Here is a 15,208-nt window from a genome sequence, read left to right on the forward strand (position 1 = left end):
CTATGACTGTTCGTGTTGCTATAAACGGCTTCGGCCGTATCGGGCGAAATGTGCTTCGCGCTATCGTGGAATCGGGTCGCACCGACATTGAAGTCGCCGCGATCAACGATCTCGGCCCGGTCGATACCAATGCCCATCTAATCCGGTTCGACTCCATTCACGGCCGTTTTCCCGGAACCGTCGAGACCGGCAAAGACAGCATCGATATCGGACGCGGACCGATCAAGGTCACTGCGCTTCGCAATCCAAGCGAACTCCCCTGGGGCGAACTGGACGTCGATGTGGTGATGGAGTGCACGGGCATCTTCACCGCCAAGGAGAAGGCGTCGATGCATCTGGATGCCGGCGCCAAGCGCGTGCTGGTCTCCGCACCGGCCTCGGGCGCCGACAAGACCATCGTCTACGGCGTCAATCACGACACGCTGACCAAGGACGATCTGGTCGTCTCCAACGCGTCCTGCACGACCAACTGCCTGTCGCCGGTCGCCAAGGTGCTGAACGATGTCATCGGCATCGAAAAGGGCATGATGACGACGATCCACTCCTATACGGGCGACCAGCCGACGCTGGACACGATGCACAAGGATCTCTACCGCGCCCGCGCCGCGGCGATGAGCATGATCCCGACCTCGACCGGCGCGGCCAAGGCGGTCGGCCTGGTTCTGCCGGAACTGAACGGCAAGCTCGACGGCTTCGCCATGCGGGTGCCGACGCCGAATGTCTCGGTGGTGGATCTGAAGTTCATCGCTGGCAAATCGACCAGCGTCGATGAGATCAACGATGCGATCCGCAATGCGGCCAATGGCGATCTGAAGGGCGTTCTGTCGTTTACCGATGCGCCGAATGTCTCCATCGACTTCAACCACAATCCGCATTCGTCGATCTTCCATATGGACCAGACCAAGGTGATGGACGGTACGTTCTGTTCGATCCTTTCCTGGTACGACAATGAATGGGGCTTCTCCAACCGCATGGCCGATACAGCCGTCGCAATGGGAGAATTGCTGTGATCTCGGCGATCACCGACCAGCCAGTCAGTGGCAAACGCCTTCTGGTGCGCGCCGATCTGAACGTGCCCATGGACAATGGGCGCATCACCGACGGGACCCGTATCGAGCGTTTCGCTCAGGGGATGAAACCTTTATTGGCTGAGGGCGCGCAACTGGTCGTGCTCACCCATTTCGGCCGACCGAGGCCGGGTGGCCAAAACGCTGAGTTTTCGGTCGAAAAACTTCTGCCTGCGCTTCGCGAAGCGTTGGGCACCGAGGTCGACTTCATTTCGTCGGCCTTTGGGCCTGAAGCACAGGAGGCGGCCGACTGTCTGCGCAACGGCAAGGTTCTGCTTGTCGAAAATCTCCGCTTCGAGGCGGGTGAAACCGTCAACGATACCGACTTCGCTTCCGCACTCGCACAACTGGGCGACTGCTATGTAAACGACGCCTTCTCGGTGTCACATCGCGCTCATGCCTCGACCGAGGCGCTGGCCCACATGATGCCTGCATTCGCCGGGCCGTTGCTGCTGGAAGAGCTGAATGCCCTGCAATCCGCTCTCGAAGCGCCCGAACGACCTTCTGTCGCCATTGTCAGCGGCGCAAAGGTTTCGACCAAGATCGCTGTCCTGAAAAACCTCGTCCAGAAGGTCGATCACGTGATCGTCGGCGGCGGCATGGCGAATACGTTTCTGTTCGCCGACGGCGCTCCCATGGGCAAGTCGCTGCATGAAGCCGATCAGATCGACACGGTTGCGGAGATTCGCGCTGCAGCCGAAAAATCTGGATGCACCATCCATGTGCAGTCCGACTGCGCGGTCGCCCGGGAATTCCGCGCCGGCGCCGACCGGCAAATTGTACCGGCTGACGCCTGCCCAGACGATGCAATGATCCTCGATGCCGGCCCGGACGCCGTGGAGGCGTTCTCCGAGGTTCTCAGCCAGGCGAAGACGATTCTTTGGAACGGCCCGCTTGGCGCGTTTGAGATGCCGCCTTTCGATACCGCGACCAACGCGCTGGCGAGGAAAGCTGCAGAACTTACCCAAAGCGGCAACACCGTCAGCGTGGCTGGCGGGGGCGACACGGTCGCCGCGCTTAACAGCGCCGGCGTCGCCAACGACTTCACCTATGTGTCCTCAGCCGGGGGCGCGTTTCTTGAATGGCTGGAGGGACGCACGCTTCCAGGCATCGCGGCGCTGACGCGCCAGAGCGAAAAGGCATAACACATGGCATTCGTTACTCTGAGACAGTTGCTCGATCACGCTGCAGAAAACAGCTATGGCGTGCCGGCCTTCAACATCAACAATATGGAACAGGGCGTCGCAATCATGCAGGCGGCCGATGCCAGCGACGCTCCGGTCATCCTGCAGGCCAGCCGGGGGGCGCGCTCCTATGCCGGCGACGTGATGCTGCGTCATATCGTCACCGCGCTCGTCGAAATGTTTCCGAACATCCCGGTCGTGCTTCATCAGGACCATGGCAACAATGAAGCGACCTGCCTAACCGCCCTGCAGCAGGGCTTCACCTCGGTCATGATGGATGGATCGCTGCTGGCGGATATGAAAACGCCGGCATCGTATGAGTATAATGTCGATATCAGCCGGCGTGTCGCGGAGATGGCCCATTGGGTGGGCGCATCGGTCGAAGGCGAACTCGGCGTGCTGGGAAGCCTGGAGACCGGCGAAGCTTCGGAGGAAGATGGATCGGGCGCGGAAGGCAAACTGTCCATGGACATGTTGCTGACCGATCCCGATCAGGCCAAGGATTTTGTCTCCAAGACCAAGGTCGACGCGCTCGCTATTGCCTGCGGCACGTCGCATGGCGCCTACAAGTTCAGCCGCAAGCCGACCGGCGATATTCTTGCCATGGATCAGATCGCCGCCATCCACGAAAAAATCCCTCATGTGCATCTGGTGATGCACGGATCGTCTTCCGTGCCGCAGCAGCTGCAGGATCTTATCAACGAGAATGGCGGCGAAATGCCGCAAACCTACGGCGTGCCTGTCGAGGAGATCGTGCGCGGCATCAAGCATGGCGTGCGGAAGGTCAATATCGACACGGATCTTCGCATGGCGATTACGGGACAGATGCGAAAGGTGGCCAAGAGCAATGCGCGCGAATTCGATCCGCGCAAGTTCATGCTTCCTGCGATGGACGAATTGAAGTCGCTCTGTAAGGGCCGTTACGAAGCGTTCGGCGCGGCGGGTATGGCCAGCAAGATCGACCCTATTCCGCTCGACGATATGGCGCGTCGTTACAGCGACGGTTCGCTGTAACGCCAGACACTCGCCACTGACCGGCCCTGGAGGACCAGCACATGGAATTCAATCGTGACGTCAAGATCGCCCCTTCGATCCTATCGGCGGATTTCGCCGATTTCGGCAGGGAGATCGAGGCCGTGGAATCCCAGGGCGCGGACTGGGTTCATGTCGACGTGATGGACGGGCACTTCGTGCCGAACCTGACCTTCGGGCCGCCCGCCGTCAAAGCATTCCGCCGCCACGTTAAGACCGTGATGGACGTCCACCTCATGATCGCGCCGGTCGACCCTTATATCGACGCTTACGCCGATGCCGGTGCGGATATCCTCACGGCGCATGTCGAGGCCGGTCCTCATATTCACCGGACGCTTCAGGCTATTCGCGGCGCCGGTATGAAGGCCGGGGTCGCGCTCAATCCTGGCACGCCGGCGGAAGCCGTGGCCCATCTACTGGACCTCGTCGATCTGGTCTGCGTGATGACCGTGAACCCCGGTTTCGGCGGCCAGAGTTTTCTCGACATGACCGACAAGATACGCCGGCTGCGCGAGATGATCGGCGATCGCGAGACACATATCGAAATCGACGGTGGAGTCGATCCGAAAACCGCGCCTGTCGTCCGGGAAGCCGGCGCCGACGTGCTCGTTGCCGGCTCCGGCGTGTTCCGAGGCGGATCGGTGCAAAATCCATCGGTTTACGGAGACAATATTCGTGCTATCCGCGAGGCAGCCGAGGCATCGAACCCCTATCCGTTCAATCGCTGAGCCGCTACTCCGCGCCAGCCCATCCCTCCAAATGAAAGACGCCTGACGAATGGCCCGTATCGTTTTCGACCTCGATGGCACGCTGATCGATAGCGCCCCGGATATTCGTCAGATGGCGAATACCATCCTTGGGGGCGAAGGTCGCGCTCCGATCACTCTGGAGCAAACCAGAGAATTCATCGGCGACGGGATCGGTGTCTTCATCGAGAAGATGCGCAAGGCGCGCAACATTCCGGACACCGAACAGGACCGGCTGAAACAGGCCTTCATAAACAGCTACGGCGATGCCGTGCACCTGACGATTCCATATCCTGGAGTTGCGGACGCGCTGGAACGGCTGATCGCGGCGGGCCATTCTCTGGGCGTTTGCACCAACAAGCCGATCGCGCCCTGCCGCGCGGTGTTGAGGCATCTCGACCTGCTGGACTATTTCGCAACGGTGTGGGGCGGCGACAGCCTTCCGACGCACAAGCCCGACCCCGCACCGCTCCATGCCGCTTTCGATGCCCTGCCGGATGGGCCGCGCATCTATGTAGGCGACAGCGAAGTGGATGCTGAAACGGCAGCACGCGCCGAGGTGCCGTTCGTGCTGTTCACTGAAGGATATCGCAAGACCACCGTCGAACAGATGCCCTATAACGTCACAATCTCGGATTACGCCGGGTTGGACGAAGCGGTCGCGACGATTCTGACGCAATCGAAATGAGCGTTGAAGCCCTCATTTTCGATGTCGATGGTACGCTTGCCGAGACCGAAGAAGCCCATCGCCAGGCCTTCAATGCCATTTTCGAGCAGTACGGTCTGGATTGGCACTGGAGCATCCATGACTATACACGGTTGCTGGAAGTGACGGGCGGCAAGGAGCGGATGCGGCACTTCCGTGATATCAACGGCAGGAGCGAGCCGGACGATGCCGAAATCCGGCTCATGCATAGTCAGAAGACGGATCGCTACGCAGCAATCCTGTCGAAGGGCGCTCTGCCGTTACGGGCAGGCGTAAAGACGCTCATCGAGAAAGCTCGCAATGCGGGGCTGAAGACTGCCATCGCGACCACGACAAGCGGCGCCAATGTCGAGGCGCTGTGTCAGTGCTGCTGGGGTTTGCCGGCCGGGGAAATTTTCGATGCGGTCGCGGCTGGCGATGAGGTCGAGGCCAAAAAACCTGCGCCGGATGTCTATCTTCTGGTTCTTTCGCGGCTCGGCCTTTCCGCCGACAAGGCCATCGCTTTCGAGGACAGCGAAAACGGCCTGAGATCGGCGAAAGCCGCCGGCCTTCGGACTGTGGTGACGCCTTCCGCCTTCACATCGCATCAGGACTTCAGCTCGGCAGACTGGGTTGTATCTTCGCTTGGAGCCCAAAACCTACCGCCACTGCTATCGCTATAGTGGCCAAAGCGCGATTTGCAGAATAAACCGGCGTAAATTGAAAATCGATCAGAGCTATTTCGCCCCGAACCCCGTCAGCATCGTTCGAATTGTTCTCACAATGATGACGAGATCAAGCCAGAGCGATATATTTTTGATGTAGTAAAAGTCGTAGTGCAATTTCTCCAGCACCTGGTCCGCATCCGCGACATGCCCCTGAGAAACCTGAGCCCAACCAGTTAGACCGGGCTTAACAATATGACGGTAGCGGTAGAACGGTAGCTCTGCCGTGTACCAATCCGATAAGATTTGGGCTTCCGGTCGCGGCCCTATAATACTCATCTCGCCCTTCAAAACGTTGAAAAGCTGCGGCAACTCGTCGATACGCGTACGCCGCAGAAACTGACCGACTCGTGTGATCCGCGGATCACGATCTGCTGTCATTGCAGCCTCTCGCAAATCCGATGACGGCGGATGAGCAAGCATCGTCCGAAATTTGTACATGACAAACGGCTTGCCTCGAAAACCTGCCCGTTCCTGACGAAATATGGCAGCGCCCTTTGAATCCAGCCTAATAACTATCCCGATGACAATCAGAATTGGCGCCAAAACGGCGATCAGCAAAAGGGCAAAAAATCGCTCCCCTAAGCTTTTCAATCTCAGGTAAAGTCCATCCGGGGATAGCGATCCAAATGTATTTTCGGATAGATGCTCTATTTCGACACGGCCAGTCAGCGCTTCCCGAACCTGCTTGATATGAAAAACAGGCTTTCCAGAAAGCGTGCAATCGGTGATGAAATTCAGCCAGTCGTCCGAAAGGTCCGCCCTGAGGTCAGCAACTATACCGCTTACATTCGGTAGATTTTGATTGGGATTTTTTAGCCGGATCCACTCAATTCGATCGCGGCGTCGCATATGCATCGTCAAATCGACATCGGGCAACACAGCTAATCGTGTAAACGCACTGCGAGACGCCGCTAGCTGCAAAAAGATAAACCACGAAATTGAGAGTCCATAACTGCCGATAAACGCAAAACGACCGTAATCTAAACGCAACAACAAAAGACCAACCGCCGCAATCGCGTAAACGGCTGAAAAAATCGGCAATACATAATAGATGGGCTCAGCGCCCGGCAAGCGTCCCAATCGCCGGAGCGCCCACACACCAACGCCAACGCAGATAGATGTAATGAGAAGTGTGTTTAAACCATTTTCAGTTTGGATATATCGATCTAGCGCCCCACCACTGCGAATAATTGCCGGCAAGAGGCTGCAAACGAATAGCCCGCTGGCAAGTTGAAACCGTAGACGCGAGAAAAATGGATAAAAAAGCCGCTTCTGCGTTTTAGATCCTTCCTTGAGATCAAAGGTCGCGTGGGTAAATGCTGACACTGGTGTCATAGTCAACCTTTTGGCAGCCCGTGTCGCGAAGCTAGGGCCACATAGTTAATTTTTCGTTGCTAAAGGATAAATATTAATTGTGGCTAAAGTCGGTGACTTAAGCACAAAGCTTCATACGCTGACGTTTGTTAGGCACGCAAGTACACCAATTTGCCCTGGCGTCTGCATTATAACCTTTGAAAGCTAGCCCTGCTTGGGTCTGGTCCGTTTAGCACCGGGATGTAAATTTCTTTGGCGTGAATGGGTCGAAGATCGCGCGCTCCCTGTCGGGGTTGTGGTTGATGCGCTCTCCGCCGAAAGAACGAGAAGGAATGTCGCTAAGATCGATATCGCATATGTGCGGAGCGGGTAGTCAACCAGAGAATGGGCCAAAATCGCGATAAGACCGATTATTGCCGGAAGGCTCTCTGTTCGACTTCGCATAAGCAGCCGAACGACGTAAGCAAAAAATGCGGCTAGCAAGACAGCTGCCGCTCCTCCCCCCTCTAAGAGCAGTTCCAGATAATCATTATGCGCGTGATTGATCTGTACGTGGAAAATAGTCAATTCGTAGCTTTTATAGGCTCTCAAAAAAGAACCGAAACCAGTGCCGAACGGAAGATTGTCGAGCGCGGCTCGCCAAGTTGTCGCGAATGCTTCAATGCGAACCATGTCTAGACCGGTTTCGTCGGTCTCTACCTGCCATGCAAGGCCGAAATAAGCGAGGCAAGTGAGTCCGATGAGCATTCCCAAGCCAATCCGCATAGATCGGTGGCCAGAAAAGATCATTGCGACTCCCAGAGCCGCGACGCCAGTTCCAGCGAACGCTGCCGCTTGCGAACTGGTCGCGAACAGCGTCACGAGCGCCAATATGCAGTAAGCGATCGCACCCACCAGCATACTGCGGCGAAGAAGATAGAATATCATTAAAACCATCGTCGCAAACACCAGTGTTCCGAAATGGTTTCGGTTGGCGAAGATACCGGCAGAAGCCTCATAACCGACGAATTCGATCTTGCCGGTCGATATCGCGGCATAACTCATTAACGCAAAGACCACGTTGAGAAGCGTGCCTACAAGAACATAGGATACCAGGCTATTACGCTCTGCCGGCTCGAAGCTGGTAACGGCCATTGCATAAATCGTAAGGCTTGCGATCCAGAAAAGACTATCGAGAGTTCGACCGGGGGCCAATGAGATCGAATGCCAAGATATCTGCTCGAGACCGAAACGGGCGTTTTCGAAAATATCGGTACGACCCAATCGCGCCAAATCTATCGGCAATGGCAAAAGTTGGATGAGACAAAGTACTGTTGCCGCCACACCCAACCCGATAGCCACCGATAGAGAGCGCGTACGCCGCGTATCAGTTAGTACAAATAGGCTGGATGCGACAATGATAAGCTGTAGCAGGGAATCCACCACGAGATGGGCGGCCGTGCCCCCACCGAAAAGAAGAGCGCAAAGTGTGGCTACGCCCAATACGTTTTTTCTCTGATCGGACATGGTCATTGGTCTATCTTGACCAGTTTCACGCTTCGTACAGCAAGCCTACCGCTATACCGCGTCTTAAAGCTTCCTTTCACGCTCTGGCCGGCAAGGTAGACGCGCCCAAAGCGACATTGGGCCATGCCATTGCCAAACTCGCTCTCAAATTCAGTCCAATCGAAACTGCCCGTAGGAAGTTCGACAGAGACCAGGGAGAATCGTCGCGGCTCCAGACAATCAATTTTAAAAATTAATGGCTTGCCGGCATATAAGCCATTCGCCTGCGCTTCAATCCGCAAGCTTAACTGTCCGGGAGGTAGGGAAATATATTGAGAGAATCCTACTTCCCGAACGGGCTTGTCGCGGAAATTAACATCAATGCGAGGTTCACTTTCGCCGGTCCGTTCAACGGTTGCGTTGGTGCTACTCCGAAGTGACCAATCCCACGGTAAACCGCTCGGCTGCTTTGCAAAGTCTGAGTTGAAAATGTAACCAATACTCTCGTTGGGTGGCAGAAGCTGACGAAAGTGGCGATGTCCAAGCCCATACTGCCGGTGGGCGATAAATTTCTTTGCTACGATTCGATCGATATCACTAAGCTCGTCGCTGTGTCGCCGCTCGAGACCGCTCGTCAGAAGATAGACAATTTGATAGCCGTTATCTTGATTTGCCAGAACATTGATGGCTGGTCGAGCCCATGGCGGTTCGAGTTTAAGTTCCGCGCGTAATGCATCGCGCCCTTCGGGCGTCGCGGTCAAAGCAGCAAAAAGTTCGGCCATCGAGCTTCCGGCATTAGGATTTCGCCGCAGAGCTTGTGAGACGACTGAAATCGCAGACTTATAGTCCGACATTTGAACATAATGAGCTGCAATAATACTGGCGGCTAACCGGTCGGTTTGATCTAGGCTGAGCGCAGCTTTCGCAAGTTCTATAGCCGCTTCAGTTCGCCGCTCGTAAGCCCTAACTATCGCCAAGCTGGATAGAAAGCGGCTTTCTAATGGATTGACTTTCGCCGATCGCTCAGCAACCGCCGTAATTTGGGCACGGGCTTCTTCAGACTCAGCGATCCGATCAATGTTCGTCCTGACAAGGCTGAGAGCCGCCTCATCATTATAAGGATCAATCGCAAGAGATTGGCCAGGTGAGGAACCGGCTAATCCGTCACTCAGCGCGTTCCAGCCGATCGCGAATAGCAACACCAGCCCTACGGAAACGATCGTATATCGAGTCATTGACCTCACGTCTCGACTGTGCCGTTTCCTGAGCGTCAGAGTGCGATACTGCCTCTGGTTTGCTCAGCGATGGCGTCTCAGCAGAGCCTGCATATTGATAGTATTCGTAGGACATATATCGATAGCCAGAATAGCCATCGGTCAAGCCGGCATCGAATTTGTTAAAGACTGCGCCAACCAGCTGCCCGCCAGCGCGACGTATCCGCTCAGCTGCGTGAGCGGCTGACTTTCGCAAAACCTGCTTTTGCGAAACGACAAGTATTGTGCCCTCAGCGAGTCGCGAAATCACGGGGGCATCGGACAGCCCCATGACCGGAGGGCAGTCGAAGATTATCAGATCGAAACGTTCATCCAAAGCAGTAATCAACTTCGTCATACGGCTTGAAACAAGAAGGTCGACAGGATTTGGCGGTATTGTGCCGGCCGTCATTAGACGAAGATTTGGGTTTTCCGTCTGCCGGAAAACTTTGGTGGCGCCACGTTGGTCAAGTGTCCCGGTCAGGAGATTGGAGAGGCCAATAACATTGTCAGTCCCGAACATTCGATGCTGGTTCGGTCGACGCATATCGGTATCGATCAGAAGTGTCCGCACACCGAGTGCGGCAAAATCTTGAGCGAGCTTGTGTGCGATTGTCGACTTCCCCTCGGATGGCTCTGTCGAGGTAACGGCAAGAGTGCGCGGGGTGCCATTTGCGCCAGAAAAGGAGAGCGCGGTGCGTAACGAACGAAACGCCTCCGAAATCGCGGACGTTGGCGAATTGAAATCAGCCAGCTTCGGATCGCCCGTTTTGATCAAAGGGATCAGGCCAAGCATGGGCAGATTAAGCTCTTTCTCAACCTGGTCCGGCGTCATGAATTTATTATTCAATAGTTCAATGAGAAAGATCGTTGCCGCCGCTAAAGTGCCAGCCAGAATGATGCCGAATAGCATACTCCAAGACCGTCTTGGAGCGTAAGGCGCAATGGGAACAGCAGCTGCTTCGATGATCTCGGCCTTGCGGCTCTGAAGATTGGAACCAACCCCAACTTCATTTAATTTACCTATCAGGCTCTCATATTGGGACCGATTTGAATCCACTTCACGTTTTAAGATGGTATACTGGATTTTTTTGTCCTGAAAGGTCCGCTGCTCGTTCTCCAATTCGCTCAGCTTGGCTTTGAGATCCGCTTCGCGCGCCTGAGCCGCATCGTATTGTGCTCGGATCGATTCCCCCAATCCGTCGACGGCAAACTGAAGCTGTCGTTCCATCTCGCTAATTTGGCCTGCAAGATTCTGCATCACCGGGAAAGCTGGTTTAAACGTTGCAAGCTTCTCGCGATATTCTCCCTTCAAAGTGGAAATCTTGTTTCGTAATTCATTAAGTGCGTCGCTTTCTACCATTTCAGGTAGAAAAGCGCCGCGGTCCGCATCGAGTTGCTCAACCTTCCGGCCCAGAGTCAAACGCTCTTGAATCACTTCAGACAGCGATTCGTTTAGCGCGCCGATATTCTTGGCAACGAGTGAATCGTCATCGCCTGTTACCGTGATGTTTTGTGCTTTGGCGTAGTCCAGAAGTGCTTTTTCTGAGGTCTCTAGCTTCCCCTTGACCTCTCGAACCTGCTCGGTGATGAAATTTCGGGCAAGGTCGGAAGTCTCTGAACCGATGTCCACGCCTTGGTCTATATAGGCACGAGCTGTCGCATTGGCGATTGCAGCAGCTAGCGCTGGGTCCGGGAATTTGGCATCGACATCAATAATGCTTGTATTGCGTTGTTCCGTCGGCGTGACAATACTTTGCACCTTTGCAACGGCTAAACGATCACGCTCGTCAGCAGTCAATGACCCAGTATCAAGACCGCCAACCCCAAAAGCGCGCTCGAGAATATTCGAAAGGCTGAGACCGCCATTCAAGGCAAGAAATCGATTGTTCTGCGCCAGGTCGAGATCGGCTACAATGCGCTGCGCGATGCTTCGGCTTTTGATCCGCTCAATCGCGGTCATAATCGCACGTTCGTCACTGGTAGTCGCAGTCAGCTCAATGTCCTGAAGGACTTTGGCCGTCGGCATTGTCAATTCGAGCCGCGCGGTTGCCAGATACATTTTTGGTGCGACGATTGAATAGATCAGGCCCAACAAGAGACCGACCAAAAGAAATATCCCAATCAGCCAGCGCCAACGGATTGCATGTCCGAGGATGGCTAAGAGGTCTATTTCCTTCTCATCTTCAACTTCGATCGACCCATATGATCGGCTGTAAGCAGCATCTACCGGCAATCCGACGGAAGAGCCTTCTGACCGCATCACATGTCGTTGAAGCATTTCAGTCTCCACGGAATCTGTGGCTTGTCGTCTAGCGAGCTAGATTCAGCTTTATAGCAGAATCCGACCATGAAAAATTCAGAGACGCAGCCATTAGGGGCTTATTGTCATTATCACTAAAATTCGCGCGCTCACAGTGTGCTTACTCACCACCCTATTAACACATCATATATTGCAGCATTTGAGCCGCGCGACGCCATGGACCGGCACCCGGCTTGACCTGAGCTACTAATGGCTTGGCATAAGCATTTCTACGGCCAAGATGTGGCAGTGCGGATAGGTATTTCACCTGGGGACCAACATCCACTCGTAACAGTAGGCAGCGGAACTAAAAAGAAGGTTTCACGCGTCTCGAAATGAATTTTCAGCGATATTGTTCAAGAGGTTTTTTCGGCGATATGATTTCACACCAGAAGCCGTCCTAAATTTGTATTCTCTTAGACTCAGTACGTGCATCGATGCATTTTCAGACCTTCTCAGCGCGCTCTAAGTTACTCCCACTCGATTGTGCCGGGGGGTTTGGAAGTGACGTCGTAAACCACACGGTTGATGCCGCGCACCTCATTAATGATTCGTGTCGCGGCATTACCCAGAAACTCCATGTCAAAGGGATAGAAGTCGGCTGTCATGCCGTCGACAGAGGTCACAGCGCGAAGTGCGCAAACGAATTCATAAGTTCGGCCATCGCCCATCACGCCGACCGTCTGCACCGGCAGCAGCACGGCAAATGCTTGCCAGATCGCATCGTAAAGGCCGGCCTTTCGAATTTCGTCGAGATAGATGGCGTCGGCTTCCTGCAGGATGCGGATCTTTTCGCGCGTCACGCCGCCCGGCAGGCGAATGGCAAGGCCCGGCCCCGGGAAAGGATGGCGGCCGATGAAGCTCTCCGGAAGGCCCTGTTCCCTTCCGAGTTCGCGAACCTCGTCCTTGAACAGTTCGCGTAGCGGCTCCACGAGCTGCATATTCATGCGCTCAGGCAGACCGCCAACATTGTGATGGCTTTTGATCGTGACGGACGGTCCGCCGGTAAAGGACACGCTTTCGATCACATCGGGGTAAAGAGTGCCCTGGGCCAGGAAGTCCGCTCCCCCTACCTTTTTCGCCTCTTCCTGGAAGACATCGATAAAGAGCCTGCCGATCGTCTTGCGCTTCTTCTCCGGGTCGGCCTCGCCTTCCAGCGCGCCGATAAAAGTGTCCGACGCATCCACATGAACCAGCGGAATATTGTAATGCTCGCGAAACATGGCGACGACTTCCGCCGCTTCATCCTTTCGCATCACGCCATGATCGACGAGAATGCAGGTGAGCTGATCGCCCACCGCCTCGTGGATGAGGAGCGCGGCAACGGACGAATCGACGCCGCCGGACAGCCCGCAGATCACCTTGCCGTCACCAACCTGCTCGCGGATCGCGGCGATAGCCTGATCCTTGTAGGCCGCCATCGTCCAGTCGCCCTTCAGCCCGGCGATTTTGTGGACAAAGTTGGACAGCAGCCTGGCGCCGTCTGGCGTATGGACCACCTCAGGATGGAACTGAACGGCGTAATATTGACGCGCTTCGTCGGCAGTCGCGGCAAGCGGAGCGTTTGGCGACGCGGCAATGACCTCGAAGCCATCCGGCAATTTGGTTACGCGGTCACCGTGGCTCATCCAGACCTGATGTTTCTGGCCGGTGTCCCAGACGCCATCGAAAAGCGGCGATGGCTTCAGTATCTCAACGAAAGCGCGGCCGAATTCGCGGTGGTGACCGCCCTCCACCGCGCCGCCCAGCTGCGCGCACATGGTCTGCTGGCCATAGCAGATGCCAAGGACCGGCAGGCCGCTGTCAAAAACGATTTGCGGGGCGCGCGGACTGTCAATCTCGACAGTCGAGGCCGGACCGCCGGAAAGGATGACGGCTTTTGGATTTAGCCGGTGAAAGCCCTCTTCTGCGCTCTGGAACGGCACAATCTCCGAGTAGACCCCAGCTTCGCGGACACGCCGCGCGATGAGCTGCGTCACCTGGCTGCCAAAATCGATAATGAGGACGGTATCGGGATGGGCTGTCTCTGTCATGGCAAGGCCGTATCCGATCGGGCGGCAAGGTGCAATGCGCTAAGATAACGGGCTTTGCCGATCTCCCCGCATTATCTTGGACTGACAAATATCAATCGCTTGAAACGGAAACGTTTATCGGTCTGACCGTTGATGGCATGGCAGGCGGATTGAGGCTTGCCGCAGATTGATCGAAAGGAATGCCCCATGTCGATTTCCAATCTCGAAGACCTCTTCGAGCACACGCTGAAAGACATTTATTTCGCAGAAAACCACATTCACAAAAACCTTCCCGACATGATCGAGAAGGCCAGCAGCACCAAGCTCAAGACCGCTTTGAAAGATCATCGCAAGGAAACGGAAGAGCAGATCGAACGGCTGAAGTCTGTTTTCAAAATTCTGGGCAAGAAGGCGGAAGGCGAAGAGTGCCCAGCCATCGAAGGCATCGTGAAAGAAGCCGGCGAGCTGCTCTCCGAGATTGACGACAAGGCAACGCGCGATGCGGCTATCGTCTCCAGCGCCCAGGCTGTCGAGCACTACGAGATCACTCGCTATGGCACGCTCATCACCTGGGCTGCCGAACTAGGCCTCGACAAGGAAGTCACCAATCTTCTGAGAGATACGCTCAGCGAAGAAGACAGCGCCGACGAAAAGCTGACGGCTCTTGCCGAAGAACGCCTGAACGAAAAAGCCAATAGCTAATTCGCGTTAGCCGACAGAGCGGCGGGACGGCGTGTTTCCGCCCCGCCGCTCATGAAAGCAGGCCGTCCTCGATTGCCTCTTCAAGGACATCCACAGCATCTGCGAGCTTTTCGTCGAGGACAGGCAGCAGTCGGGTCCAGTCATCGAAATGTCGAAGGTCCTCGGCGCCGTCCGATACGCCGCGAACACCGATAAGCGGCACACCGAAACGCATGGCGGCGCGCAGATGTGCAAATGTCTCCATATCGACCAGTTCGGCTTCAATATCGTCATAAGCAGATCCGGAAACGATATTGCCGCCAGTAGAGAGCGAGGCGGTCGGTATGTCCGGAATGCGAAGCGGCATGAGCAGCGTCGCCGGTAAATCGAGAAAGGGCGTCTCACCCTTTGGAAACCCCAACGCGCTGGCATCCATATCGCGATAGGCGACAGACTCGATCTGATAGGCCTCACCCTGCTCAAGCGTTCGACTACCGGCAGAGCCAAGAGATACGATCAGCGACGGCAGCCGGCCGGCCCCTTGTAGGGTGGCCAAGGCGATGCCGAGCTCCACGGCTGCTTCGACGGGCCCGACGCCGGTACGACAGGGTGTGAAACGGGTTTTTAGAGCCGCTCCATACTCCTGATCGGTCGCCATGACATAAAGGACATCATGGCCGGATACCGTCTTGAGGCAGGTCATCGGATCGATCATCGCC

13 protein-coding genes are annotated in these 15,208 nt (G+C 55.7%); 7 read left to right on the forward strand and 6 right to left on the reverse strand.

Annotated features, from left to right (window positions below; translation table 11 throughout):
• Nucleotides 1-2 precede the first annotated feature (2 nt).
• From gap to NIM86_RS03065, 6 genes are read left to right on the forward strand one after another with little or no spacing between them, the layout of a single operon-like run.
• Entirely contained in the window at nt 3-1,010 is a 1,008-nt protein-coding gene (gene gap / locus NIM86_RS03040; protein ID WP_253378998.1) for a type I glyceraldehyde-3-phosphate dehydrogenase, read from the forward strand.
• Entirely contained in the window at nt 1,007-2,212 is a 1,206-nt protein-coding gene (gene pgk, locus NIM86_RS03045) for a phosphoglycerate kinase (RefSeq protein ID WP_253379000.1), read from the forward strand. Before gap ends, pgk begins: the two co-directional genes overlap by 4 nt.
• Nucleotides 2,213-2,215: 3 nt before the next feature.
• The gene (gene fba, locus NIM86_RS03050; RefSeq protein ID WP_253379002.1) at nt 2,216-3,265 is read left to right on the forward strand and encodes a class II fructose-bisphosphate aldolase; all 1,050 of its coding nucleotides are present in this window, start codon (nt 2,216-2,218) and stop codon (nt 3,263-3,265) included.
• 41 nt (nt 3,266-3,306) lie between these two features.
• Nucleotides 3,307-4,011, forward strand: a complete 705-nt coding sequence (gene rpe, locus NIM86_RS03055; protein ID WP_253379004.1) for a ribulose-phosphate 3-epimerase — start codon at nt 3,307-3,309, stop codon at nt 4,009-4,011.
• A 49-nt stretch (nt 4,012-4,060) separates the two neighbouring features.
• Entirely contained in the window at nt 4,061-4,717 is a 657-nt protein-coding gene (gene gph / locus NIM86_RS03060; protein ID WP_253379006.1) for a phosphoglycolate phosphatase, read from the forward strand.
• Nucleotides 4,714-5,397 carry an HAD family hydrolase gene (locus NIM86_RS03065; RefSeq protein WP_253379008.1) on the forward strand — a complete coding sequence of 228 codons (684 nt, stop codon included), beginning with the start codon at nt 4,714-4,716 and terminating at the stop codon, nt 5,395-5,397. Before gph ends, NIM86_RS03065 begins: the two co-directional genes overlap by 4 nt.
• 54 nt (nt 5,398-5,451) lie before the next feature.
• Here the strand turns inward: NIM86_RS03065 and NIM86_RS03070 are convergent, their stop codons facing one another.
• The 5 genes from NIM86_RS03070 to guaA all read right to left on the reverse strand — a co-directional run bounded on the left by NIM86_RS03070 (nt 5,452) and on the right by guaA (nt 13,829).
• A complete protein-coding gene (locus NIM86_RS03070; RefSeq protein WP_253379009.1) occupies nt 5,452-6,777 on the reverse strand; it encodes a sugar transferase in 1,326 nt (441 codons plus the stop codon).
• Nucleotides 6,778-6,960: 183 nt separating this feature from the next.
• Nucleotides 6,961-8,268 (reverse strand): O-antigen ligase, encoded by a 1,308-nt coding sequence (locus NIM86_RS03075; protein ID WP_253379011.1) that lies wholly within the window; start codon nt 8,266-8,268, stop codon nt 6,961-6,963.
• On the reverse strand, nt 8,265-9,476 hold the full coding sequence (locus NIM86_RS03080; RefSeq protein WP_253379013.1) for a lipopolysaccharide assembly protein LapB: 1,212 nt from the start codon (nt 9,474-9,476) through the stop codon (nt 8,265-8,267). Before NIM86_RS03080 ends, NIM86_RS03075 begins: the two co-directional genes overlap by 4 nt.
• Nucleotides 9,406-11,775, reverse strand: a complete 2,370-nt coding sequence (locus NIM86_RS03085; RefSeq protein WP_253379015.1) for a polysaccharide biosynthesis tyrosine autokinase — start codon at nt 11,773-11,775, stop codon at nt 9,406-9,408. Before NIM86_RS03085 ends, NIM86_RS03080 begins: the two co-directional genes overlap by 71 nt.
• Nucleotides 11,776-12,266: 491 nt before the next feature.
• Nucleotides 12,267-13,829 carry a glutamine-hydrolyzing GMP synthase gene (guaA, locus tag NIM86_RS03090; protein ID WP_253379016.1) on the reverse strand — a complete coding sequence of 521 codons (1,563 nt, stop codon included), beginning with the start codon at nt 13,827-13,829 and terminating at the stop codon, nt 12,267-12,269.
• A 186-nt stretch (nt 13,830-14,015) separates the two neighbouring features.
• Between guaA and NIM86_RS03095 the strand changes: the two genes are divergently transcribed.
• On the forward strand, nt 14,016-14,510 hold the full coding sequence (locus tag NIM86_RS03095) for a ferritin-like domain-containing protein (RefSeq protein ID WP_253379017.1): 495 nt from the start codon (nt 14,016-14,018) through the stop codon (nt 14,508-14,510).
• A 49-nt stretch (nt 14,511-14,559) separates the two neighbouring features.
• On the opposite strand, the gene NIM86_RS03100 is transcribed toward NIM86_RS03095, so the two are convergent.
• Complete coding sequence (locus NIM86_RS03100) at nt 14,560-15,204, reverse strand: 5'-methylthioadenosine/S-adenosylhomocysteine nucleosidase (protein ID WP_371872826.1); 645 nt, start codon at nt 15,202-15,204, stop codon at nt 14,560-14,562.
• Nucleotides 15,205-15,208 lie beyond the last annotated feature (4 nt).

This window comes from Notoacmeibacter sp. MSK16QG-6, from assembly GCF_024158145.1.
Taxonomy (GTDB): Bacteria; Pseudomonadota; Alphaproteobacteria; order Rhizobiales; family Rhizobiaceae; genus Notoacmeibacter.